Origin of the sequence: Streptomyces sp. NPDC127038 (genome assembly GCF_042725875.1) — a bacterium.
Classification (GTDB): domain Bacteria; phylum Actinomycetota; class Actinomycetes; order Streptomycetales; family Streptomycetaceae; genus Streptomyces.
On the sequence record NZ_JBHXDQ010000045.1, the window covers coordinates 54,296 to 77,404 of the forward strand.

General features: G+C 67.5%; 29 protein-coding genes. 25 read left to right on the plus strand and 4 right to left on the minus strand.

Features of this window, described 5'->3' with window-relative positions:
• Window positions 1-19: 19 nt before the first annotated feature.
• Window positions 20-946 (minus strand): helix-turn-helix domain-containing protein, encoded by a 927-nt coding sequence (locus ACFWI4_RS27080; RefSeq protein ID WP_387201075.1) that lies wholly within the window; start codon window positions 944-946, stop codon window positions 20-22.
• A gap of 251 nt (window positions 947-1,197) precedes the next feature.
• Window positions 1,198-1,671 (minus strand): ATP-binding protein, encoded by a 474-nt coding sequence (locus ACFWI4_RS27085; protein ID WP_387201078.1) that lies wholly within the window; start codon window positions 1,669-1,671, stop codon window positions 1,198-1,200.
• Window positions 1,672-1,826: 155 nt separating this feature from the next.
• On the opposite strand from ACFWI4_RS27085, the gene ACFWI4_RS27090 reads away from it, so the two are divergent.
• Window positions 1,827-2,705 carry a helix-turn-helix domain-containing protein gene (locus ACFWI4_RS27090; protein ID WP_387201097.1) on the plus strand — a complete coding sequence of 293 codons (879 nt, stop codon included), beginning with the start codon at window positions 1,827-1,829 and terminating at the stop codon, window positions 2,703-2,705.
• Window positions 2,702-2,911: a DUF397 domain-containing protein gene (locus ACFWI4_RS27095; RefSeq protein WP_387201081.1), complete on the plus strand. Its 210-nt coding sequence runs from the start codon at window positions 2,702-2,704 to the stop codon at window positions 2,909-2,911. The genes ACFWI4_RS27090 and ACFWI4_RS27095 overlap by 4 nt, the downstream gene beginning before the upstream one ends.
• Before the next feature lie 61 nt (window positions 2,912-2,972).
• On the opposite strand, the gene ACFWI4_RS27100 is transcribed toward ACFWI4_RS27095, so the two are convergent.
• Entirely contained in the window at window positions 2,973-7,139 is a 4,167-nt protein-coding gene (locus tag ACFWI4_RS27100) for an Eco57I restriction-modification methylase domain-containing protein (RefSeq protein ID WP_387201084.1), read from the minus strand.
• The gene (gene drmD / locus ACFWI4_RS27105; RefSeq protein WP_387201087.1) at window positions 7,139-10,402 is read right to left on the minus strand and encodes a DISARM system SNF2-like helicase DrmD; all 3,264 of its coding nucleotides are present in this window, start codon (window positions 10,400-10,402) and stop codon (window positions 7,139-7,141) included. The genes ACFWI4_RS27100 and drmD overlap by 1 nt, the downstream gene beginning before the upstream one ends.
• 560 nt (window positions 10,403-10,962) lie before the next feature.
• Here drmD and rpsJ point away from each other — a divergent pair.
• The 23 genes from rpsJ to ACFWI4_RS27220 all read left to right on the plus strand — a co-directional run bounded on the left by rpsJ (window position 10,963) and on the right by ACFWI4_RS27220 (window position 22,935).
• A complete protein-coding gene (gene rpsJ, locus ACFWI4_RS27110) occupies window positions 10,963-11,271 on the plus strand; it encodes a 30S ribosomal protein S10 (protein ID WP_003948644.1) in 309 nt (102 codons plus the stop codon).
• Window positions 11,272-11,288: 17 nt separating this feature from the next.
• Window positions 11,289-11,933 (plus strand): 50S ribosomal protein L3, encoded by a 645-nt coding sequence (gene rplC, locus ACFWI4_RS27115; RefSeq protein WP_385404828.1) that lies wholly within the window; start codon window positions 11,289-11,291, stop codon window positions 11,931-11,933.
• 4 nt (window positions 11,934-11,937) lie between these two features.
• Window positions 11,938-12,594 (plus strand): 50S ribosomal protein L4, encoded by a 657-nt coding sequence (gene rplD, locus ACFWI4_RS27120; RefSeq protein WP_385404830.1) that lies wholly within the window; start codon window positions 11,938-11,940, stop codon window positions 12,592-12,594.
• Entirely contained in the window at window positions 12,594-13,010 is a 417-nt protein-coding gene (gene rplW / locus ACFWI4_RS27125; protein ID WP_037626998.1) for a 50S ribosomal protein L23, read from the plus strand. The genes rplD and rplW overlap by 1 nt, the downstream gene beginning before the upstream one ends.
• Before the next feature lie 39 nt (window positions 13,011-13,049).
• Window positions 13,050-13,886: a 50S ribosomal protein L2 gene (gene rplB / locus ACFWI4_RS27130; RefSeq protein ID WP_081218889.1), complete on the plus strand. Its 837-nt coding sequence runs from the start codon at window positions 13,050-13,052 to the stop codon at window positions 13,884-13,886.
• A gap of 12 nt (window positions 13,887-13,898) precedes the next feature.
• Complete coding sequence (gene rpsS, locus ACFWI4_RS27135; RefSeq protein WP_024755409.1) at window positions 13,899-14,180, plus strand: 30S ribosomal protein S19; 282 nt, start codon at window positions 13,899-13,901, stop codon at window positions 14,178-14,180.
• 42 nt (window positions 14,181-14,222) lie between these two features.
• Window positions 14,223-14,570: a 50S ribosomal protein L22 gene (gene rplV / locus ACFWI4_RS27140; RefSeq protein WP_019329637.1), complete on the plus strand. Its 348-nt coding sequence runs from the start codon at window positions 14,223-14,225 to the stop codon at window positions 14,568-14,570.
• Window positions 14,570-15,400 (plus strand): 30S ribosomal protein S3, encoded by an 831-nt coding sequence (gene rpsC, locus ACFWI4_RS27145; protein WP_339130940.1) that lies wholly within the window; start codon window positions 14,570-14,572, stop codon window positions 15,398-15,400. Before rplV ends, rpsC begins: the two co-directional genes overlap by 1 nt.
• Before the next feature lie 5 nt (window positions 15,401-15,405).
• The gene (gene rplP, locus ACFWI4_RS27150) at window positions 15,406-15,825 is read left to right on the plus strand and encodes a 50S ribosomal protein L16 (RefSeq protein ID WP_010986348.1); all 420 of its coding nucleotides are present in this window, start codon (window positions 15,406-15,408) and stop codon (window positions 15,823-15,825) included.
• On the plus strand, window positions 15,825-16,049 hold the full coding sequence (rpmC, locus tag ACFWI4_RS27155; RefSeq protein ID WP_003998824.1) for a 50S ribosomal protein L29: 225 nt from the start codon (window positions 15,825-15,827) through the stop codon (window positions 16,047-16,049). The genes rplP and rpmC overlap by 1 nt, the downstream gene beginning before the upstream one ends.
• Window positions 16,049-16,333: a 30S ribosomal protein S17 gene (rpsQ, locus tag ACFWI4_RS27160; RefSeq protein WP_266761752.1), complete on the plus strand. Its 285-nt coding sequence runs from the start codon at window positions 16,049-16,051 to the stop codon at window positions 16,331-16,333. The genes rpmC and rpsQ overlap by 1 nt, the downstream gene beginning before the upstream one ends.
• A 100-nt stretch (window positions 16,334-16,433) precedes the next feature.
• A complete protein-coding gene (gene rplN, locus ACFWI4_RS27165; RefSeq protein ID WP_003998823.1) occupies window positions 16,434-16,802 on the plus strand; it encodes a 50S ribosomal protein L14 in 369 nt (122 codons plus the stop codon).
• 2 nt (window positions 16,803-16,804) lie between these two features.
• A complete protein-coding gene (gene rplX / locus ACFWI4_RS27170) occupies window positions 16,805-17,128 on the plus strand; it encodes a 50S ribosomal protein L24 (protein WP_006376030.1) in 324 nt (107 codons plus the stop codon).
• On the plus strand, window positions 17,128-17,685 hold the full coding sequence (gene rplE / locus ACFWI4_RS27175; RefSeq protein ID WP_385404836.1) for a 50S ribosomal protein L5: 558 nt from the start codon (window positions 17,128-17,130) through the stop codon (window positions 17,683-17,685). Before rplX ends, rplE begins: the two co-directional genes overlap by 1 nt.
• 5 nt (window positions 17,686-17,690) lie before the next feature.
• Window positions 17,691-17,876 (plus strand): type Z 30S ribosomal protein S14, encoded by a 186-nt coding sequence (locus ACFWI4_RS27180; RefSeq protein WP_003948630.1) that lies wholly within the window; start codon window positions 17,691-17,693, stop codon window positions 17,874-17,876.
• Window positions 17,877-18,086: 210 nt separating this feature from the next.
• Window positions 18,087-18,485, plus strand: a complete 399-nt coding sequence (gene rpsH / locus ACFWI4_RS27185) for a 30S ribosomal protein S8 (protein WP_010986352.1) — start codon at window positions 18,087-18,089, stop codon at window positions 18,483-18,485.
• 24 nt (window positions 18,486-18,509) lie between these two features.
• Entirely contained in the window at window positions 18,510-19,049 is a 540-nt protein-coding gene (rplF, locus tag ACFWI4_RS27190) for a 50S ribosomal protein L6 (RefSeq protein ID WP_385404838.1), read from the plus strand.
• Window positions 19,050-19,052: 3 nt separating this feature from the next.
• Window positions 19,053-19,436, plus strand: coding sequence for a 50S ribosomal protein L18 (rplR, locus tag ACFWI4_RS27195; RefSeq protein WP_361676693.1), 384 nt, complete (start codon window positions 19,053-19,055; stop codon window positions 19,434-19,436).
• A 38-nt stretch (window positions 19,437-19,474) separates the two neighbouring features.
• On the plus strand, window positions 19,475-20,080 hold the full coding sequence (rpsE, locus tag ACFWI4_RS27200; RefSeq protein WP_103549189.1) for a 30S ribosomal protein S5: 606 nt from the start codon (window positions 19,475-19,477) through the stop codon (window positions 20,078-20,080).
• The gene (rpmD, locus tag ACFWI4_RS27205; protein ID WP_055553514.1) at window positions 20,080-20,262 is read left to right on the plus strand and encodes a 50S ribosomal protein L30; all 183 of its coding nucleotides are present in this window, start codon (window positions 20,080-20,082) and stop codon (window positions 20,260-20,262) included. The genes rpsE and rpmD overlap by 1 nt, the downstream gene beginning before the upstream one ends.
• A 2-nt stretch (window positions 20,263-20,264) precedes the next feature.
• Window positions 20,265-20,720, plus strand: a complete 456-nt coding sequence (gene rplO / locus ACFWI4_RS27210) for a 50S ribosomal protein L15 (RefSeq protein WP_003974249.1) — start codon at window positions 20,265-20,267, stop codon at window positions 20,718-20,720.
• 245 nt (window positions 20,721-20,965) lie between these two features.
• Entirely contained in the window at window positions 20,966-22,279 is a 1,314-nt protein-coding gene (gene secY, locus ACFWI4_RS27215) for a preprotein translocase subunit SecY (protein ID WP_339130942.1), read from the plus strand.
• Window positions 22,279-22,935, plus strand: coding sequence for an adenylate kinase (locus tag ACFWI4_RS27220; protein WP_385404845.1), 657 nt, complete (start codon window positions 22,279-22,281; stop codon window positions 22,933-22,935). The genes secY and ACFWI4_RS27220 overlap by 1 nt, the downstream gene beginning before the upstream one ends.
• The last annotated feature ends 174 nt before the right edge of the window (window positions 22,936-23,109 follow it).

Consider the following 23,109-nt stretch of genomic DNA (forward strand, 5'->3'; position numbering starts at 1 on the left):
CTGTCGGGTGGTGGGGGAGTCATCCTGTCGCGTCGGCAGCGGAGACGTCGGGCGTTTCCGGGAATCGGCCTGCCGGTGTGCACGCCCGGCAGATGCCTGGCTCCGGGCCCCGGAAGGCGCGATCGCAGTTGTCGCAGTTCTGGAGGGGGTGCCGGACGGCCGATGGTGCTTCAGGGGTCCTGAACGGCGGTGGTGGCGGGAGCTGGGCTGCGAGGCGGTGGGCCAGCAGGGCGGCCGGACGGCGCAGGTCTTCGAGTGGCAGGCCGGTGGTCAGGGTGTGGCGTACGGCGGTGGGGGTGAGGTCGCGTTCGAGCCAGGCGGCGACGCCGGGGGCGAGGTGTTCGACGTCGGTGGCCGAGAGGAGGAGGCGGCGGTCCACGCCGCGGAGGCCGGCGAGGAGATCGGTGGCCGCTTGGAGAAGGGCGGGGGAGGGGCAGGCGGGCCGCGGTACGGCGGGGAGGAGCTTGCGGGGCGGCCGCTTGTCCGGTGCGGGCCGTCGAGCGGGCGCGGGCGGCCTGGGGGCGTCGGCTGTCGCGGCTTGGTGGTGGTCGGTCTGTGTGCTGCGGCGTCCCGGCTGGTTGCAGGAGACCGTGCGGGTGACGATGCGGCCGTCGGGGGTGCGTTCGCGGGTGCGGCGCAGGTAGCCGTGGGTCTCCAGTTCGCGCAGGGCGGCGGCGATACGGGTGGTGCCCTCGGGGAAGCGGGCCGCGAGGGTCTTGATGTCGACGGGGGCGCCGGCGGGGAGGGACTGGATGTACAGGCCCAGCCCGATGGCGAGTCCGGACAGCTCCGGGTGCTGGGCGAGGTGGTTGCCGACCACCGTGAAGCGCTCGGTGTGGCGGGTGTTCTCGTGCACGACGCCGGAATGAGGGCGCCTGTGCGGGTGGTTTTTGCCCGGGATACGGGACTGGGGGCGCGCGGGCGCGCTAGGGTTTTCGGTGTCCATCGGGAAGCCTTACTTCCTCGGTGGTCAGGCCCTCGCAATGGGATTCGCAGTCCCGGCGGGGGCCGTCGCATTTCCTGTCGCAGGTCCGCGGGTGTCTGCGGATGCCAACGGTCGTGGTCTGTCGCGCTGAGCGTAGGGCAGGCAACCCATCCCAAAGCCAGTCGAGTTGGGCATATTCACTCGGGGGAGTGATGCTGCGCCGCGGGCGGGAGGGGTGGGGCTTGGTGGGGGTTCTTTCTCCCTGGTGGTTCTTAGGGAAGACCGCTGGTCGCGCCGGAGTACGGGTTTTCATGCTTCGGTTTCCGAAGTCTCAGTTCGGCCCAGACGGTCTTGCGCGGGACGGGGCCGAGTTCGACTCCCCAACGGTCGGAGAGAGCCTCGACGAGGAGGAGACCGCGCCCTGATAGGGCCTCGGCGGACGGGGTTTGAGGGCGCGGGAGGTCGTTGCCGCACGTGTCCGTCACCTCGATGCGGAGTACATCGGGGGTGGCGCGGAGTTCCAGGCGGAAGCTCCGGCCCGGAAGCCGGCCGTGGGTGGCGGCGTTCGAGGCGAGCTCGGCGACGAGGTGCTCGGCGGCCTCGGTGACGCCGTGCGGCAGGTCCCAGGTGCGCAGCCACTCGGTGGCGAGGAGACGGGCGAGTCGGGCGCCGCGCGGGGTGGGGGACAGCAAGACGCTGAAGTGGCGGATGGGGGAGAGGAGCTGGGTGGACTTTTCCTGATTCACGTCACTGAGCGTGGTGGCGCGTGCTTACCGTGATGAGTGACTCAGGCGATCCGTACCGAGTCTGTCCGGAGTCCGTCCGGTGCTGTCGGGGCTGTCGGCACGGGCTCGACAGGTACGGGGCGTTGCGGTGCGTGCGGGCGACGGAGGTGCGCGTGATGCAGCAGGTGAACGGCGACGCGGGGCGGCTCAAGGGCGAGGCGGACGAGCCGGGGTGGGAGGTGGATCCGGACGACGACTGGGGTGTGGCGGTGGTCGCCACCGTGGGGCGGCAGTTGAAGCTGCGGCGGGAGGCGGCGGGGATGCGGGCCGCCGAGTTCGGGGCGGCGGTGGGGTATGGGGAGGACCTGGTCTACAAGATCGAGGCGGGTAGGCGGATTCCTCGGCTTGAGTATCTGGACAGGGCGGACGAGGTGTTGGGGGCGGGTGGGCTGCTCGCTGCCATGAAGGAGGACGTGAAGAAGGTCCGGTATCCCAAGAAGGTGCGGGACCTGGCGGACAGCGAGGCGAAGGCGGTCGAGCTTCAGCTGTACGACCCCTTGAACATCCACGGCCTGTTGCAGACGCCGGAGTACGCACGCGGGCTTCTCCTGATGCGGCGGCCGGCCTATACCGAGGATGAGGTGGAGCGGTTCATCGCTGCGCGTGTAGCCCGCAAGGCGGTCTTCGAACGGGATCCGGCGCCTGAACTCAGTTTCGTCCTGGAGGAGTGGACGCTTCGACGTCCGCTTGGCGGGAAGGCGGTGCTGCGCTGCCAGCTTGAACATCTGCTGGTGGTAGGACAGTTGCGGAACGTCGAGCTACAGGTGATGCCGATGGAGCGCGAGGAGCATGCTGGATTGGCCGGTGACATCGAGGTGTTGAAGTTCGCTGACGGCTCGGCTGTGGGGCGATCTCCGGCCGTGGTCAACGGCCGCCCGGTCTCCGATCCCAGGCAGCTCCGTATCCTGGAACTGCGCTACGGCATCATCCGGGCGCAGGCTCTCACGCCCCGTGAGTCGACGGCCTTCATCGAGCAACTGCTGGGGGAAACATGATCCGCAATACCTCGGCCGGGGACGCTTCCGAACTGGAGTGGTTCAAGAGCAGCTACAGCAGCAGCAGTGAAGGCGACTCCTGCGTGGAGGTTGCCAGTGTCCCCGGCACCGTCCACGTCCGTGACTCCAAGACCGTCGGAGGTCCTCAGCTCGCGCTGGCATCGGACGTGTGGGCGGACTTTGTGACGTACGCGTCGGGGAGCTGAAATCAACTGCCCGCGCCCCGAGACTGGTTGACGCCGGGGCGGGGCGCGTTCGTGTGCGGGCTCAGAAGAGGGCGCCAGGCTCGGGGAACAGCCCGTCGGAGAAGTCCTCTTCGGTGCTCTGTGGTGCGTGCGCGGCGGCGCGAGCCTTCGCTTTGGCCTTACGTGCGGCAGCGCGCCGCCGCTTGGCCTCTGGCGTGTGCATGCCCTTCTCTGCCTCTTCCTTGTAGCGGGCGTGGTTCAGCTCAAGGAGTCGGTCCAGAATCTCGGTCTGGACGTCCGGAGCGATGGTGAAGCGCTCGCCTTGGGGTGTGGTGTGGAAGCCGTGCTTGAGGTCGAGATCGGTCCAGCCGTACGCTTCGGCAACTGCCTGGTCCACCTCAACGTGCGCTTGCCGAACTGCCTCGATGTCGGGGGCATTCGCGGACTGAAGATGTACGAGTTTGTAGACCGGGGTGAGGCCGATGTCCCTGGCGAACATCATGCTGCGCTGTGCTGCTTCCAGGGTTTCACCGGCCCCAAAAAGACGCGAGGTCTCGTAAGGTCGGGCGAATGTTTCGTAGACGTCGCTGGGCGAGTAGTTGAGGTCTTCCTTCATGGTTGCCGAATACTTCCAAGCCCACCAAGTGTGGAAGGAGCTGGACAGGATGGACAGTTGGGCCGTGCTGTCGGTGGCGAAGGCGCCGAGCTTGTGCGCCAGCACCTGATTCGCGGGCACCCGAGCTGGCATTACGGTGCTGCTGACCAAGGCGATCACGATGACCTGTTCGAGCTCTGAGATGGCCTCGTACAGCTCAGTGGTCGGGCGGGTGAACCGCCACCAGATTTCCCGTCGCTGCTTGTTGCTGTTCTTCGCTCGCTCCGGTTTGACGTCTCTCTCTACAATCGCGAACGCATCCGCGTACTCTGCGGCCTTCTCCTGTGACCAGTCGTGGAAGTTGATCACCCATCGGCTCGCGGTGGCACCCGGTCGCTGGTTCAAGTCCTTACCGATGAGATACGGGAACAGAACTTCCGCGTTCTTCGGATCCTTCGCAATGAGCGCCTGCGCCTGCTCAGACGGCAGCACGAAACCCGTGCCCAGTACATACGATCCGATGTGAGACTGAGCCTCGTTGTCCACTAGTCGATATGGCGTCCCTGAAACTCGAGATGCAGGGTCAAGCCCCGGCGTAATTCCCCGTACTTCGTTGCCGTCGAGCACAGGAGCCTCGCTCTCGCTGAGCTTGCCCGCCAGCCACAACAGCGACACGACTACCGCAGCCGACCCCAGCCAAGGCTGCGATTTGACCGCCCGGTACACCGTCCAACCGCTCGCCAGCGCCTGGTCGAGCCCGACCTCACGCGTATCGCCCTGAGCGACCGTGTTTGTGGCGATGATCCCCGTGCGGCGCCCCGGTGCCAGCGACAGGTTCCGCAGCAGGAAGTACGAGCACAGGTCCGCGCTGCCCCGTTTTCCGCCCCCGACCCGATTGACCAGGTACTCCCGGTAGTCCTGCCCCAACGCCCCTGTCAGCTTCTGCCCGCCCACAAACGGCGGATTCCCCACCACTACATCAAACCCACTGGAGCCCCCCACCCCCATAACCTCCGGAAACTCCAACGGCCAATGCAACGGCCGCACCGCCTCAGCCCGAGGCCCCTTCAGCCACCCGTCCACAATCCCGCGCGCCCGAGCCTCCGCCTCCTCGGCCCCGGCGCCGCCTTCCAGCGCGGTAGCCACCAGCCCCGCCACCGACTCCAGCCGGTTTCGGTAGGCCCGGGACTTGGCGTCCTCCTTGGCGTCACGGAAGCGCGCAGCACCCCGTGCCCCGCCCACGTTCTCCTCGCCGGAGATGTCGGACGCCTCTTCGTCGGAGATGCCCTCGGCGGCCAGGGCCGCGCCCACCACCGCGTCCGCCGCCAGCCGCAGCCGCTCGCTGCGGGACTCCGCCTTCGCCAGCAGGTCCGCCTTGTCGCGCACCACCCGGATGTCCGTGACCGCCGTCGACTCGATCTTGCGCCGAAGCTCAGCCGCCTCCGACAGCAAGGTCTCCGTGACGTCCAGCGCCCGCGCCACCTCCGGGCTCAACTGCCGGTCCTGCCATTCCAGATGGAACTGCTTGACCTGTCGGACGTCGATGACGCCCACGAGCGAGTCACCCGACCGCAGCGCGTGGTCCAGGAAGGAGAACGGCCGGCCCTTCGCCAGCGTCACCAGCCACAGCGACAGCTTGGCCAGCTCCACCGCCATGGGGTCGCGGTCGACGCCGTACAGGCACCGGTCGGCCACCAACCGCCGCGCGATCTGGTGCAGTTGCTCGTGGTCGTCGCGGTCCACGTCCTTGGCGATCTCGGGCGGCAGCTCGTCCTCCCGCAGCCAGGCGTCCACCACCCGGTCGGAGAGGTAACGGCAGGCCGAGACCAGGAACGCGCCCGAACCCATCGCCGGGTCCAGGACCCGCAGCTTCAGCAGCTCCTCCGCCTTCTTCGGCTCCCAGACACCGGGCTCCGCGCCCTCTGCCGGGCCCGGCGCGAAGCACAGCGGCGCGAGCGTGTGCTCGACGACCTCCTCCGCCAGCGCCTTCGGCGTGTAGTGCGTGCCCGTGTCGCGGCGGTTGCCGGAGCGGACCACGATGACCGAACCCTGCGGCCACACCTTCGGTTCGTCGCGCAGGTCGAGGCCGTACAGCCCGGAGAAGACGGCGGCCCGCTCCACGAGAGCCATGTCGTTGCCGCAGGCCGTCTCCAGCTCGACCGTGGCCGTGCCCGACTTGGCGTGGGCGGTCGTCACCGTCGCCGCCTTCGTACCGGCGGCCGCGGCGACCTCGTCCGCCAGCGTGCCGGCCGCCTCCCACTCCTCCAGGCGGGCCAGCGGCAGCACCGCCTCGTACTTCTTGTCCCGTCCGAAGGAGACGCCCACGTACGGCTCGTCGGCCCAGCGGCAGCCGTACTCCAGCAGACCCTCGTAGACGTGGCCGATCTGCTCGACGTCCAGGCCCTTGTAGGAGAGGCGCTCCTTGCCCTTGAAGCCCTTGCGGGCGCGCAGGGTGAGGAGGGCGTCCAGGATCTCGTAGACCACGCGGTCGGTGACCTTGGCCGGGACCAGCCAGGGGAAACGGGACGGGTCGAAGAGCGAGCCGCCGTACGGGGGGATCCACAGCCGGTCGTGCGTGCTGCCGCCGTGGATGGCCGCGAACAGGGCGAGCAGGCGCGGCCAGGTCGCCTCGACCCGGTCGCCCAGCTCGTCGCCGTGCAGGTGCTGGGCCGTCTCCAGCTCGTCGTGCAGCGGGCCGACCGCGTACGAGGCGTCGTACAGCTCGTCCCCGGAGGGCAACAGACGCTGCTCCTCGGCGTAGAGGAGGAAGACGAGGCGCATCATCACGGTGAGCGCGCCCTCGTAGACCTGCTTGGCGGGGACGCCTCCGAGCAGGTCGCCGCCCGACTCGCGGTCCAGTCGGGACACCTCCGCGACCAGCAGCGACACCGCCTCGCGGACCTGGCGGCCCAGGGTGTCGGTGACCTCGGACTGGGATTCGGCGGTGCGGGCGAACAGGCCCGCGGTCGACTCGGTCGGCTTGCCCGCCGCGTCCAGCGGAGGGCGGACCGCCCGGCCCGCGGTGAGCAGGCTCGCGAAGGCGCGGGCCAGGATCGGTTCCTCGGTCCACAGGTCCGCGTCGAAGACGGCGACGGTCGTCGCCTCCTTCGGGCGGGCGTGGACGAGCGCCCACTCGCGGCCGTTGGTGAGCAGCGCCAGCGGGACGTTGCGGGCCCGGCACAGGTCGGCCGCCCGGTCGGCGATGCCGGGCTGTTCGCCGCGCGGGCGGTTGAGGGGGCCCTCCCAGTCGTCCGTACGGAAGAACAGGGCGCGCGGAGTGAAGCCGCCGGACTGGCCGGGGCCGAGGAGCACGGCGTCGGGTGTGTTCGCGCCGGCACGCAGCGACTCGGGGATCGCAGCGCCCTCGCGCAGACCGGGAGCACGCCAGCCGATCAGCTCGGTCAGGACGAACTTCTCCCACGCGGACCGCAGCGGCGCCGGGTCCTCCTGGACCTCCGCCCACGCCTGCCGCAGCCGCGCCCACGTCTCGGGCGGGATCGTGTCGAGACCCTGCGGGAAGGCGCCGACCAGCACCGGCAGCGACACGAACGGGCCGTCGGGGCGCAGCAGCCGCAGCCAGTCCTCGTGCTGCTCGGCGGGGGTGGGGACCGAGCCCTTCGGCGGGAACTTCCTGGCGGCGGGAGCGGCGGGCATCAGCGGTTCTCCTGGCGGGCGGCGTTGGATGCGAGGGGCGAGAGGGAACGGGGGACGAGGAAGGTCACGGCGACCGGGAACCAACGCGGCGAGGGATCGGCCCAGCGGCGGCGCAACGCGGTCGTCTCCGCCTCCGTCACCTCGGGCAGACGTCGCAGCCGTTCCTGCAACCCCTCCCGGTCCGCGCGCAACTGGCGGCGCTCGTCGTCGACGTCGAACAGGGACTCCTGCTGCCAGTGCCCCGTGTCGTCCAGCCGGTCCCGGATCGAGCGGCCCAGGTCCTCCAGGACCGCCCGCATGCCCTCGACCTCCTCCTCGCAGCGTTCGGCGAGCAGCGTCTCCAACGAGCGGAAGCGGCGGTTGGCGCGGGTGTTGAGGGCGCGTGCGAGCCGGTCCTCCAACTGTGGCCAGAGGCCGGTGAGTTCGGCCAGGACGTCGGTGGCGGGCAGCTCCTCCGTCGCTTCGGCCAGCCAGCCGTCGACATCCTCCATCTTCGCCGCGACGAGCTTGCCGCCCTCGATCAGGCCTCCCGCCGTGATCACCTCCTCGTGCAGCCGCGTCCCGCCGCTGCCGGTGATGACCACGCGGCCGTGCGCCACCAGCGCAGGCTGCCGCAGCACGCCGTCCGGCACCACCCGGGCCGTCACCCGGGACAGGCGGGCCTTCGGTCCGCTCGACCACAGCTCGGCCCGCAGCAGCCGCAGGCACATCTGGACCAGGCGGTGGCCCAGGTGCAGGTGCACCACGTCCGTGCGGTCGCGGGCCTCCGCCTCGTCGAAGACGACCGGGCGTTCCTTGCCGGTGAGGGGGTGGCGCAGCCCGTCGTTGCGGGCGCGCGCCCAGGCGCCGGGCAGCTCTGGCAGCCGGAAGCAGCGCGCGCCCTTGCCCGGCTTGGGGTCGGGGACCTCGGTGAGATCCTTGTTGTGGGCCAGCAGCAGGCCCGTACGGACGACCCGCTCGACCGTCTCCGGCGTCAGGTGCAGCTCCTGACGGCTGTCGGACAGCGCGTCCACCAACCGCTCCAGGTCACGCGCCAGGTCCCGCTCGACCTTCAGGACGGCCTTCCCGGACCGCTTGGTGATCTCGGCGTCGGCGGTGGTCCAGCTCGAACGGCGGCCCAGCATCTTCTGCTCGACCTGCGCGGCGATCACCTCGCCCGCGCTGCCCAGGTCCTCACGGATGCGCTCGGTCTTGCGGGCGGCGACGGCGAGGAAGTGCAGCTCGTCCTCCAGGGCGCCGTCCTCGTAGCCCGAGTCCGTCTGGTTGTCGTGCGCCGGGTCGAAGCCCTGCCAGCCCGCCGGAACGAAGTGGAACACGTCCACCTGGTCCGCCTTCTGCCCGTGCCGGTCCACACGGCCGTTGCGCTGCTCCAGGCGGTTCGGGTTCCAGGGGATCTCCCAGTGCAGCACCCGGTGGCAGTGGGCCTGGAGGTTGATGCCCTCGCTGGCCGCGTCGGTGCCGAGCAGGATGCGGACGGGGGAGAGGTCGGGGTCCTCCTGGAAGACCTGCTTGACCTGCTCCCGGTCGTCCTGGTCCTGGCCGCCGTACAGCTGGGCGATCCGCTCCTCGGGGTAGCCGGCGGCGATCAGCTGTCCGTACAGCCAGCGCTGGGTGTCGCGGTACTCGGTGAAGACGATGACCCGCTCGGGTCTCCAGTCGCCCAGAGGACCGTCAGGGCAGACGATCTCGTCCAGCCACTCCTTGAAGCGGCCGAACTTGGCGTCGGGTCGCTTCCCGGCGTCGATGGCCCAGGTGTCCAGTTCCTTGAGGAGGGTGTGTTCCCGGTCGGAGAGCGGGCGCATGGCCTGGCGCGCAGCGGTGAAGGCCCGCGCCGCCGCCTCGGCCTGCTCCTGCTCGTCCTCCTCCTCGGCCTCCTCGATCCCGTCGATCAGTGGACGCAGCACACGGACGCTCGGAGCGGGCTCCTGCTCAGGTTCGGAGCGCTTGGTCGTCATCGTGCCCAGATGAGTGTGGATCGTCTCCGCGAAAGCCTTCGGAGACGACAGGAAGCGCTTTTTGAGCAGTGACGTCACGAAGTCGGCGGCCGTCCCGCCCGCCTTTCCGTTCCCTTGCTCGGCGCGGCGGGAACGCGCGTACTCCGTCAGCTTCGCGTACGCCTCCCGCATCGCGTCGCTGTACTCGACCTCCAGTGCGTGCGGCACCCGCTTCGGGAAGCGCGACTTGCCGTTCCACAGCGGCGGCAGGTCCGACTTCATCCGGCGCACCATCACCCGGCGCAGTTGCTCGTCGGACGGCTTGATGCCACGGGCGAAGCGGTGGTCGTCGAGCAGTTCCAGGAGCGCGGTGAAGGACTCCAGATAGCCGTTGTGCGGGGTCGCCGAGAGGAAGAGGCGGTGCTCGCAGTGCGGAGCCAGCAGCTTCACGGCCCGGGTGCGCTGTGAGTCCACCGCGTACTTCCCCGTCCCGGAGGGCGCGCACGTGTGCACCTCGTCCACGACCAGCAGGTCGAAGGCGCGGGGATATTCAGGCACTTGGGGCAGCAGTTCGCGCAGCATGCGCATCGGGCGCTCGCGCTTCAGCCAGTCGATCGAGACGATCAGCCGCGGGTGATGGGTCCACGGGTTGGCGTACGGGCCCGCGGAGCGGCGCAACTCCCGCAGCATCCTGGTGTCGACGATCCGGAAGTCCAGGCCGAACTTGTCCCGCATCTCGTCCCGCCACTGGAGCGTCAGTCCGGCGGGGCAGACGATCAGCATGGAGCGGGCGCGGTGGCGCAGCATGAGCTCCTGCATCACCAGGCCGGCTTCGACCGTCTTGCCCAGGCCCACGTCGTCCGCGATCAGCAGGTTCGTACGGGGCATGGACAAGGCGCGTACGACCGGGTCCAGTTGGTAGTCCTGGATCTCCACGCCGGAGCGGAACGGGGCCTGGAGCGCCGTCTTGTCGGCGGAGGCGATGGCGCCCCAGCGCACCGCGTCCAGGAACGCGTCCAGGCGGCCGGGCTCGTCGAAGCCTTCGTCGGGAGAGGGCAGTTCGTACTGGTCGTGGACGTCCGTCGCCTGCTCCAGCTCCCAGACCACCCGGAGCTCTTCGTCCCGGCCGTCGCTCTCCAGGGAGGACAGGGTGATCAGGTGGCTGGTGGTGGCCTCCGCCGCGCGTGCCGGGTCGTCGCTGGCGGCAGTCGAGCGGAGGACGTCGGTGACCACCCAGGGACGGTTGCGCACGGTCACTCGCTGACCAGGGGCTGGTGCTCCGGTGTCCTGCGCCGCTGCATGGTCCGGATCTTCCAGCCGCACGGTCATGTCGCTCGTCCCCCAGCTCTCGCAGGCGCCTGTTGTTTCCGGCGCTCGTGAAGAAAGCTTAGGGCCGGAAAGGGCGGTCGGGCCTGGGTCCTGCGCATATGCCCTGGGGGAGATCTCCGCCGACTTGGCTGCGTGCCCCGGGTTTGATCTGCGTCACCTTAGGGGTACGATCCTCGGCTCGATTGGCCAGGGGACTGTCCTGTATGGCAGACTAACGGGGTTGCTCGGTCGAGTGCCGATGCTGCGCGCCTCTCGTCGGGAGGACCGGAAGCGAGTCCCACAGTACTCGTCGCCCCATCTGTCGTTCAGGCAGCGCTGGGGCGGACGTACGGGAATCTTCCGGGAAGTGTCAGCGGGGTGCAGGCCAGGCACCCGGTGGGTGTTCTCGCCCCCGGTCCTGCGGTTGCTTTCGGGCGGAGCCGCGTCCCTGGCAGGGAAATCCGTGATGGATATTCCTGTCGCCGGGAGCGCGACACACCCGACCGCGTGGGTCGGAGAACAGGACGCGAACCCCCGAGTGCCAGAGCGTTTAAATCGAGACAAAGGACTACTGAGTAGCCATGGCGGGACAGAAGATCCGCATCCGGCTCAAGGCCTACGACCACGAGGTCATCGACTCCTCGGCGAAGAAGATCGTCGAGACGGTGACGCGCACTGGTGCGTCGGTCGCGGGCCCGGTGCCGCTGCCCACTGAGAAGAACGTGTACTGCGTCATCAAGTCGCCGCACAAGTACAAGGACTCTCGCGAGCACTTCGAGATGCGCACGCACAAGCGCCTCATCGACATCCTCGACCCCACGCCCAAGACCGTTGACTCCCTGATGCGACTCGACCTCCCGGCCGGTGTCGACATCGAGATCAAGCTCTAGGGATCGGTGATCTGAGAATGGCTAAGCAGATCAAGGGCATCCTCGGCGAGAAGCTCGGCATGACGCAGGTGTGGGACGAGAACAACCGTGTTGTTCCCGTCACCGTCGTCAAGGCCGGCCCGAACGTCGTGACCCAGGTCCGCACGAACGACGTCGACGGCTACGAGTCCGTCCAGATCGCGTTCGGCGAGATCGACCCGCGCAAGGTGAACAAGCCCCTCAAGGGCCACTTCGCGAAGGCCGACGTCACTCCCCGCCGCCACCTCGTCGAGATCCGTACCGCTGACGCCAGCGAGTACACCCTCGGCCAGGAGATCACCGCTGAGGTGTTCGAGGCCGGCATCAAGGTGGACGTGACCGGCAACAGCAAGGGCAAGGGCTTCGCCGGTGTCATGAAGCGTCACAACTTCAGGGGCCTCGGCGCCGGACACGGTGTCCAGCGCAAGCACCGCTCCCCCGGCTCCATCGGTGGCTGTGCCACCCCGGGCCGTGTGTTCAAGGGCGTCCGCATGGCGGGCCGCATGGGCAACGAGCGGGTCACCACCCAGAACCTGACCGTTCACGCCGTTGACGCGGAGAAGGGCCTGCTCCTCATCAAGGGAGCGATCCCTGGTCCGAACGGCGGCCTCGTCCTGGTCCGTACCGCGGCCAAGGGGGCCTGAGGACATGAGCACCATTGACATTCTGTCGCCCTCCGGCGACACCGCCGGGACTATCGAGCTCCCGGCCGAGATCTTCGACGTCGAGAAGATCAGCATCCCGCTGCTTCACCAGGTCGTCGTCGCGCAGCTGGCCGCCGCCCGTCAGGGCACGCACAAGGTCAAGCGTCGTGGCGAGGTCCGTGGTGGTGGCCGCAAGCCTTACCGCCAGAAGGGCACCGGCCGCGCCCGTCAGGGTTCGACCCGCGCGCCGCAGTTCGCCGGCGGTGGCGTCGTTCACGGCCCCACCCCGCGTGACTACTCGCAGCGGACCCCGAAGAAGATGAAGGCCGCGGCCCTGCGCCACGCCCTCACCGACCGGGCCCGCAACGCTCGCATCCACGTCATCACCGGCGTGATCGAGGGCGAGACCCCCTCCACCAAGGCCGCGAAGAGCTTCCTCGGCAAGGTCAGCGAGCGCAAGAACGTGCTCCTGGTCATCGAGCGCTCCGACGAGGCCGCGCTGCTCTCCGCGCGCAACCTGCCCCAGGTCCACATCCTGGAGCCGGGCCAGCTGAACACGTACGACGTTCTCGTCTCGGACGACGTGGTCTTCACCCAGGCCGCTTTCGAGTCCTTCGTGTCTGGCCCCCAGGCCGCTGACACCGAAGGGAGCGAAGCCTGATGGCTACGCGTCACCCGAGCATTGCCTCGAAGGCCGCCAAGGCCGCCAAGGCCGCGCGCGTCGCCAAGGCGAAGCGCCACGAGGCCGAAGGCAAGAACACCGTCGAGACCCCGCTGAGCAAGAGCTTCACGGATCCCCGTGACGTCCTCCTCAAGCCGGTCGTCTCGGAGAAGAGCTACGCGCTGCTCGACGAGGGCAAGTACACCTTCGTCGTGGACCCGCGGGCCAACAAGACCCAGATCAAGCAGGCCGTCCAGGCGGTCTTCTCGGTCAAGGTCACCGGGGTCAACACGATCAACCGTCAGGGCAAGCGCAAGCGCACCAAGACGGGCTTCGGCAAGCGTGCTGACAGCAAGCGCGCGATCGTGACCCTCGCTGAGGGCGACCGTATCGACATCTTCGGCCAGGCCTCCTAACGGAGCGCCCTGGTCCGAATATCGGACGAGGACTGAGAAATGGGAATCCGCAAGTACAAGCCGACTACGCCGGGCCGTCGTGGCTCCAGCGTCGCCGACTTCGTCGAGGTCACGCGGTCCACGCCGGAGAAGTCGCTGGTCCGCCCGCTGCACAGCAAGGGCGGCCGTAACAACGCCGGTCGTGTGACCGTTCGCCACCAGGGTGGCGGACACAAGCGCGCCTACCGAGTGATCGACTTCCGTCGTCACGACAAGGACGGCGTGCCGGCGAAGGTCGCGCACATCGAGTACGACCCCAACCGCACCGCGCGCATCGCGCTGCTTCACTACGCGGACGGCGAGAAGCGCTACATCCTCGCCCCCCGCAACCTGTCGCAGGGTGACCGCGTCGAGAACGGTCCCGGGGCCGACATCAAGCCGGGCAACAACCTGGCGCTCCGCAACATCCCGGTCGGTACCACGATCCACGCGATCGAGATCCGTCCCGGTGGCGGCGCCAAGTTCGCCCGCTCCGCCGGTGCCTCGGTGCAGCTGCTCGCGAAGGAGGGCACCATGGCCCACCTCCGCATGCCCTCCGGCGAGATCCGCCTCGTTGACCAGCGCTGCCGCGCCACGGTCGGCGAGGTCGGCAACGCCGAGCAGAGCAACATCAACTGGGGTAAGGCCGGCCGCAAGCGCTGGCTGGGCGTTCGCCCGTCCGTCCGCGGTGTGGCGATGAACCCGGTTGACCACCCGCACGGTGGTGGTGAGGGCAAGACCTCCGGTGGTCGCCACCCGGTCTCGCCGTGGGGTCAGAAGGAGGGTCGTACTCGTTCGCCGAAGAAGGCTTCGAACAAGTACATCGTCCGCCGCCGCAAGACGAACAAGAAGCGCTAGGAGCGGGTTTAGATGCCGCGCAGTCTCAAGAAGGGACCCTTCGTCGACGGACACCTCGTAAAGAAGGTGGACGTACAGAACGAAGCCGGTACCAAGAACGTCATCAAGACCTGGTCCCGTCGCTCGATGATCATCCCGGCCATGCTCGGCCACACGATCGCGGTGCACAACGGCAAGACCCACATCCCGGTGTTTGTCACCGAGTCGATGGTCGGCCACAAGCTCGGCGAGTTCTCGCCGACGCGCACCTTCCGGGGTCACGTCAAGGACGACCGGAAGTCGAAGCGCCGCTAACGCGGGGTGGAATCGACCATGACAGACACTGGAAGGACAACCATGGAAGCCAGGGCCCAGGCGCGGTACATCCGCGTTACGCCCATGAAGGCCCGCCGAGTGGTGGACCTTATCCGTGGCATGGATGCCACGGAGGCTCAGGCGGTCCTGCGTTTCGCCCCGCAGGCCGCGAGCGTGCCGGTCGGCAAGGTGCTTGACAGCGCCATTGCCAACGCCGCGCACAACTACGACCACACCGACGCCGACAGCCTCTACATCTCCGAGGCGTACGTCGACGAGGGTCCGACCCTGAAGCGGTTCCGTCCGCGCGCCCAGGGCCGTGCCTACCGGATCCGCAAGCGGACCAGCCACATCACCGTGGTCGTCAGCAGCAAGGAAGGAACCCGGTAATGGGCCAGAAGGTTAACCCGCATGGGTTCCGGCTCGGCATCACCACGGACTTCAAGTCCCGCTGGTACGCCGACAAGCTGTACAAGGACTACGTCAAGGAAGACGTCGCCATCCGTCGGATGATGACGTCCGGCATGGAGCGCGCGGGCATCTCGAAGGTTGAGATCGAGCGCACCCGTGACCGCGTGCGGGTGGACATCCACACCGCGCGTCCCGGCATCGTCATCGGCCGCCGTGGCGCCGAGGCCGACCGCATCCGCGGTGACCTCGAGAAGCTCACGGGCAAGCAGGTCCAGCTGAACATCCTCGAGGTCAAGAACCCCGAGACGGACGCTCAGCTGGTTGCTCAGGCCGTTGCCGAGCAGCTGTCCTCCCGCGTCTCCTTCCGCCGTGCCATGCGCAAGAGCATGCAGTCGGCGATGAAGGCGGGCGCCAAGGGCATCAAGATCCAGTGCGGTGGCCGCCTCGGCGGCGCCGAGATGTCCCGCTCGGAGTTCTACCGCGAGGGCCGTGTGCCCCTGCACACGCTCCGCGCGAACGTCGACTACGGCTTCTTCGAGGCCAAGACGACCTTCGGCCGCATCGGTGTGAAGGTCTGGATCTACAAGGGCGACGTCAAGAACATCGCCGAGGTCCGCGCCGAGAACGCTGCTGCCCGCGCGGGCAACCGCCCGGCCCGTGGCGGCGCTGACCGCCCGGCCGGCCGCGGTGGCCGCGGTGGCGAGCGTGGCGGTCGCGGTCGTAAGCCGCAGACGGCTCCCGCTGCCGAGGCCCCCAAGGCCGAGGCTCCGGCTGCCGCTCCGGCTGAGAGCACCGGAACGGAGGCCTGACCGACATGCTGATCCCCCGTAGGGTCAAGCACCGCAAGCAGCACCACCCGAAGCGCCGTGGTCAGGCCAAGGGCGGCACGCAGGTTTCGTTCGGCGAGTACGGCATTCAGGCCCTCACGCCGGCGTACGTGACGAACCGCCAGATCGAGGCCGCTCGTATCGCGATGACCCGCCACATCAAGCGTGGCGGCAAGGTCTGGATCAACATCTACCCGGACCGCCCGCTCACGAAGAAGCCTGCCGAGACCCGCATGGGTTCCGGTAAGGGTTCGCCGGAGTGGTGGATCGCGAACGTGCACCCGGGCCGGGTCATGTTCGAACTGTCCTACCCCAACGAGAAGATCGCCCGTGAGGCCCTCACTCGCGCAGCCCACAAGCTGCCGATGAAGTGCCGGATCGTCAAGCGCGAGGCAGGTGAAGCGTGATGTCGGCCGGTACCAAGGCGTCCGAGCTGCGCGAACTGGGTGACGAGGAGCTTCTCGCGAAGCTCCGCGAAGCCAAGGAAGAGCTGTTCAACCTCCGCTTCCAGGCGGCGACCGGTCAGCTCGAGAACCACGGTCGGCTCAAGGCCGTCCGCAAGGACATCGCGCGGATCTACACCCTGATGCGTGAGCGCGAGCTGGGCATCGAGACGGTGGAGAGCGCCTGATGAGCGAGAGCAACGTGACTGAGCAGAAGACCGACCGCGGCTTCCGCAAGACCCGTGAGGGTCTGGTCGTCAGCGACAAGATGGACAAGACCGTCGTCGTCGCCGTCGAGGACCGCGTGAAGCACGCGCTGTACGGCAAGGTCATCCGCCGTACGAACAAGCTCAAGGCCCACGACGAGCAGAACGCCGCCGGCGTCGGCGACCGCGTCCTCCTCATGGAGACCCGGCCGCTGTCCTCGACGAAGCGCTGGCGCATCGTCGAGATCCTCGAGAAGGCCAAGTAATCACCTGAGGGGTTTCCCTCAGGTTCGTTCCGCCAGGCTCGGGGCGGGACCGTCCTAGACGGCCCCGCCCCGGGAACCGGCAGACAATCAGGAGATAGACGTGATCCAGCAGGAGTCGCGACTGCGTGTCGCCGACAACACTGGTGCGAAGGAAATCCTTTGCATCCGTGTGCTCGGTGGCTCCGGTCGCCGCTACGCGGGCATCGGTGACGTCATCGTCGCCACCGTCAAGGACGCGATCCCCGGCGGCAACGTGAAGAAGGGTGACGTCGTCAAGGCCGTCATCGTTCGCACCGTCAAGGAGCGCCGCCGTCCGGACGGCTCGTACATCCGCTTCGACGAGAACGCCGCCGTCATTCTGAAGAACGACGGCGACCCTCGTGGCACCCGTATCTTCGGCCCCGTCGGCCGTGAGCTGCGCGAGAAGAAGTTCATGAAGATCATCTCGCTCGCGCCGGAGGTGCTGTAAGCATGAAGATCAAGAAGGGCGACCTGGTCCAGGTCATCACCGGTAAGGACAAGGGCAAGCAGGGCAAGGTCATCGCGGCCTTCCCCCGCGAGGACCGCGTCCTGGTCGAGGGTGTCAACCGGGTCAAGAAGCACACGAAGGCCGGTCCGACCGCCAAGGGTTCGCAGGCCGGTGGCATCGTCACGACCGAGGCGCCCGTCCACGTCTCCAACGTCCAGCTGGTCGTTGAGAAGGACGGCAACAAGGTCGTCACGCGCGTCGGTTACCGCTTCGACGACGAGGGCAACAAGATCCGCGTTGCCAAGCGGACGGGTGAGGACATCTGATGGCTACCACCACCACTCCGCGTCTCAAGACGAAGTACCGCGAGGAGATCGCGGGCAAGCTGCAGGAAGAGTTCTCCTACGAGAACGTCATGCAGATCCCCGGCCTCGTGAAGATCGTGGTCAACATGGGTGTCGGCGACGCCGCCCGTGACTCGAAGCTCATGGACGGTGCCGTCCGTGACCTGACCACGATCACCGGTCAGAAGCCGGCCATCACCAAGGCCCGCAAGTCCATCGCGCAGTTCAAGCTGCGTGAGGGTCAGCCGATCGGTGCCCACGTCACGCTCCGTGGCGACCGCATGTGGGAGTTCCTGGACCGCACCCTGTCGCTCGCGCTTCCGCGCATCCGCGACTTCCGTGGTCTGTCCCCCAAGCAGTTCGACGGCCGCGGCAACTACACCTTCGGTCTCACGGAGCAGGTCATGTTCCACGAGATCGACCAGGACAAGATCGACCGTACCCGGGGCATGGACATCACCGTGGTGACCACGGCGACCAACGACGCTGAGGGCCGCGCCCTTCTCCGTCACCTCGGCTTCCCCTTCAAGGAGGCGTAAGCGAGATGGCGAAGAAGGCTCTGATTGCCAAGGCTGCTCGTAAGCCCAAGTTCGGTGTGCGTGGCTACACGCGCTGCCAGCGCTGCGGTCGTCCGCACTCCGTGTACCGCAAGTTCGGCCTGTGCCGCGTCTGCCTTCGTGAGATGGCTCACCGTGGCGAGCTGCCGGGCGTGACCAAGAGCTCCTGGTAATCCCCGCAATTCTGGGATTCCAGGGCTCTCGGTAAGCAATGGGTGTGTCGGGTGCCCAGCCCTCCATGGCTTAGGCTAGGAGGGTTGGGCGCCTGACGCCCACACGACTTACTACGCCGTAGGTCCCCGCACCGCACCCGTCCCGCCCATGAGTGGGGAGAGGGATGGCGCATACAGGAAACCCCGGCGAGAGAGGCCGAAGGCCAATTCATGACCATGACTGATCCGATCGCAGACATGCTTACGCGTCTGCGTAACGCGAACTCGGCGTACCACGACACCGTGGGTATGCCGCACAGCAAGATCAAGTCGCACATCGCGGAGATCCTCCAGCAGGAGGGCTTCATCACGGGCTGGAAGGTCGAGGACGCCGAGGTCGGCAAGAACCTCGTTCTCGAGCTGAAGTTCGGCCCGAACCGTGAGCGCTCCATCGCGGGCATCAAGCGGATCTCCAAGCCCGGTCTCCGGGTTTACGCGAAGTCCACCAACCTGCCCAAGGTTCTGGGCGGCCTCGGCGTGGCGATCATCTCCACGTCGCACGGGCTCCTCACCGACAAGCAGGCCGGCAAGAAGGGCGTAGGCGGAGAAGTCCTCGCCTACGTCTGGTAGCGGAAGGGAACGGAGGAAACAGCTATGTCGCGTATTGGCAAGCTCCCCATCACGGTTCCCGCCGGCGTGGACGTCACCATCGACGGCCGTACGGTCTCGGTCAAGGGTCCCAAGGGCTCGCTGACCCACACCGTCGTGGCGCCGATCGAGATCGCCAAGGGTGAGGACGGCGTTCTGAACGTCACCCGCCCCAACGACGAGCGTCAGAACAAGGCCCTCCACGGCCTGTCCCGCACGCTGGTGGCGAACATGATCACCGGCGTGACCGAGGGTTACGTGAAGAAGCTCGAGATCAGCGGTGTCGGTTACCGCGTCCTGGCGAAGGGCTCCGACCTGGAGTTCTCGCTCGGTTACAGCCACTCGATCACTGTCGAGGCCCCCGAGGGCATCACCTTCAAGGTGGAAGCCCCGACCCGTTTCTCGGTCGAGGGCATCGACAAGCAGAAGGTCGGCGAGGTTGCGGCCAACATCCGCAAGCTGCGCAAGCCCGACCCGTACAAGGCCAAGGGCGTCAAGTACGAAGGCGAAGTCATCCGCCGCAAGGTCGGAAAGGCGGGTAAGTAAGCCATGGCATACGGTGTCAAGATTGCTAAGGGCGACGCTTACAAGCGTGCTGCCATCAAGCGTCGTCACATCCGCATCCGTAAGCACATCTCGGGTACGGCTGAGCGTCCGCGCCTGGTCGTGACGCGCTCCAACCGTCACATCGTGGCCCAGGTCATCGACGACGTGCAGGGTCACACCCTCGCGTCGGCTTCGACCCTGGACACCACGATCCGTGGTGGCGAGGGCGACAAGTCCGCGCAGGCCAAGTCGGTCGGCGCCCTGGTCGCCGAGCGCGCCAAGGCCGCCGGTGTCGAGGCTGTCGTGTTCGACCGTGGTGGAAACCAGTACGCCGGGCGCATCGCCGCCCTGGCGGACGCCGCCCGCGAAGCCGGGCTCAAGTTCTGAGCCGCTTCCGTAGCTAGCGGAAAGAGAGAGGTAATCCAATGGCTGGACCCCAGCGCCGTGGAAGCGGTGCCGGTGGCGGCGAGCGGCGGGACCGGAAGGGCCGTGACGGCGGCGCTGCTGCCGCCGAGAAGACCGCGTACGTTGAGCGCGTTGTCGCGATCAACCGCGTCGCCAAGGTTGTGAAGGGTGGTCGTCGCTTCAGCTTCACCGCGCTTGTCGTGGTAGGCGATGGTGACGGCACCGTCGGTGTCGGTTACGGCAAGGCCAAGGAGGTGCCGGCCGCGATCGCCAAGGGTGTTGAAGAGGCCAAGAAGCACTTCTTCAAGGTCCCCCGTATCCAGGGCACCATCCCGCACCCGATCACGGGCGAGAAGGCCGCGGGCGTCGTCCTGCTCAAGCCTGCTTCCCCCGGTACCGGCGTTATCGCCGGTGGTCCCGTGCGTGCAGTGCTCGAGTGCGCCGGCGTTCACGACATCCTGTCGAAGTCGCTCGGTTCTTCGAACGCGATCAACATCGTGCACGCGACCGTGGCGGCCCTCAAGGGCCTCCAGCGTCCCGAGGAGATCGCGGCTCGCCGTGGTCTGCCCCTCGAGGACGTCGCCCCCGCGGCGCTCCTTCGTGCACGTGCCGGGGCGGGTGTCTGATGGCGCGCCTCAAGGTCACGCAGACGAAGTCGTACATCGGCAGCAAGCAGAACCACCGTGACACCCTGCGCTCCCTTGGTCTCAAGGGCATCAACACGCAGGTCGTCAAGGAGGACCGCCCCGAGTTCCGCGGAATGGTTCACACCGTCCGCCACCTCGTGACGGTCGAGGAGGTCGACTGATCATGGCGGAAAACAACCCGCTCAAGATCCACAACCTCCGTCCCGCCCCGGGCGCCAAGACCGCCAAGACCCGTGTCGGTCGTGGTGAGGCGTCGAAGGGTAAGACGGCCGGTCGTGGTACCAAGGGCACGAAGGCCCGTTACCAGGTTCCGGAGCGCTTCGAGGGCGGGCAGATGCCCCTCCACATGCGTCTCCCGAAGCTGAAGGGCTTCAAGAACCCGTTCAAGACCGAGTTCCAGGTCGTGAACCTCGACAAGCTGGCCGCGCTGTACCCGGAGGGTGGCGAGGTCACCGTCGAGGGTCTCGTCGCCAAGGGTGCCGTTCGCAAGAACAGCCTCGTCAAGGTCCTCGGCCAGGGCGAGATCTCCGTGGCGCTGCAGGTGACGGTCGACGCCGTCTCCGGCTCCGCCAAGGAGAAGATCACCGCCGCCGGCGGTACCGTCACCGAGCTCGTCTGATTTCAGCAGGCGTCTCGATGACCTGAACGATCCCGACCGGGGATGCCCCACAAAAGGGGCATCCCCGGTTGGTCGTTCCAAGGGGGGCAGTGTCGCCGGTAAGGTGGCCTGCACTGTTAATTTTCGTCCGGCGTGCCTCACGGGAACTCCGGGCGGTCTTTGACTGTTGGTTAGCTGTCAGTCATCCGTCGAACCTCAAGACCGTCACCCTCTGCCGCAGTAGCGCGGGGGTCGCAGGAGGCACCGTGCTCACCGCGTTCGCCCGGGCGTTCAGGACGCCCGACCTGCGCAAGAAGCTGCTCTTCACGCTGGGCATCATCGTGGTCTACCGGGTCGGTACCCACATCCCGATCCCCGGTGTGAACTACAAGAACGTCCAGTCGTGCATCGATGTGGCCGACTCGAACCGCGGGCTGTTCAGCCTGATCAACATGTTCAGCGGCGGCGCGCTGCTCCAGATCACGATCTTCGCGCTCGGCATCATGCCGTACATCACGGCGAGCATCATTCTCCAGCTGCTCACCGTGGTGATCCCGCGACTGGAAGCCCTCAAGAAGGAGGGCTCGGCCGGCACGGCGAAGATCACGCAGTACACCCGCTATCTGACGGTCGCGCTCGCCATCCTCCAGGGCACGGGCCTGGTGGCCACCGCGCGCAGCGGCGCGCTGTTCTCCGGCTGCCCCGTCGCCAACCAGATCGTGCCCGACCAGTCGATCTTCACCACGATCACGATGGTCATCACGATGACCGCCGGTACCTGTGTCGTCATGTGGCTCGGTGAGCTGATCACCGACCGCGGCATCGGCAACGGCATGTCGATCCTGATGTTCATCTCGATCGCCGCGACCTTCCCGAGCGCGCTGTGGACCGTCAAGGTCCAGGGCAAGCTGGCGGGCGGCTGGATCGAGTTCGGCACGGTCATCGCGGTGGGTCTGTGCATGGTCGGTCTGGTGGTCTTCGTCGAGCAGGCGCAGCGCCGCATTCCGGTCCAGTACGCGAAGCGCATGATCGGCCGCCGTTCCTACGGCGGTACGTCGACCTACATTCCGCTCAAGGTCAACCAGGCAGGTGTGATTCCTGTCATCTTCGCGTCGTCGCTGCTCTACATTCCGAGCCTGGTCGCCCAGTTCTCGAAGAGCAACTCCGGGTGGAAAACGTGGGTCACGCAGAACCTGACCAAGGGTGACCACCCGATTTACATCACCCTGTACTTCCTCCTGATCGTGTTCTTCGCGTTCTTCTACGTGGCGATCTCGTTCAACCCCGAGGAAGTCGCCGACAACATGAAGAAGTATGGTGGCTTCATCCCGGGCATCCGGGCTGGCCGGCCGACCGCTGAGTACCTCAGCTACGTACTCAACCGGATCACCTGGCCGGGTTCGCTGTATCTGGGGCTGATCGCTCTCGTGCCGACGGTGGCGTTGGTTGGTTTCGGGGCAAACCAGAACTTCCCGTTCGGTGGCACCAGCATCCTCATCATCGTGGGTGTCGGTCTCGAGACGGTGAAGCAGATCGAGAGTCAGCTTCAGCAGCGCAATTACGAAGGGTTCCTCCGCTGATGCGAATCGTCCTCGTCGGGCCGCCCGGTGCCGGGAAGGGAACGCAGGCCGCGTTCCTCGCCAAGAATCTGGCGATCCCGCACATCTCAACGGGTGACCTGTTCCGCGCCAACATCTCTCAGCAGACGGAACTCGGCAAGCTGGCGAAGTCCTACATGGACAAGGGCGAACTCGTACCCGACGAGGTCACCATCGCCATGGCCAAGGACCGCATGGAGCAGCCCGACGCCGAGGGCGGCTTCCTGCTCGACGGCTTCCCGCGCAACGTCTCGCAGGCCGAGGCGCTGGACGAGATGCTCAGCACCGAGGGCATGAAGCTGGACGCGGTGCTGGACCTGGAGGTCCCCGAGGACGAGGTGGTCCGCCGTATCGCGGGCCGCCGCATCTGCCGCAACGACTCGGCGCACGTCTTCCACGTGTCGTACAAGGCGCCGAAGCAGGAAGGCGTCTGCGACGTCTGCGGCGGCGAGCTGTACCAGCGCGACGACGACTCCGAGGACACCGTCCGTACGCGGCTGGAGGTCTACCACACGCAGACCGAGCCGATCATCGACTACTACAAGGCCCAGGGCCTGGTCGTCACGATCCCGGCTCTCGGCAAGGTGGAGGACGTCACGGCGCGCTCCATGGAGGCGCTGGCCCGCGAGGACGCCTGAGTCCTGCGGGGTCCTCCCCGCGGCACAGGCGCCCCGTGGAGGGCGTGTAGAGGTACGTCACATCGGCCGCGGGGGCCCCCCCCCGGGGCCCGGGCGCGCGGGGGGGGGGGGGGGGTGTACAAAAATCAAAGACCCCGCGAGGGGGGGGGGGGGGGGGTTGGGGGGGGGGGGGGT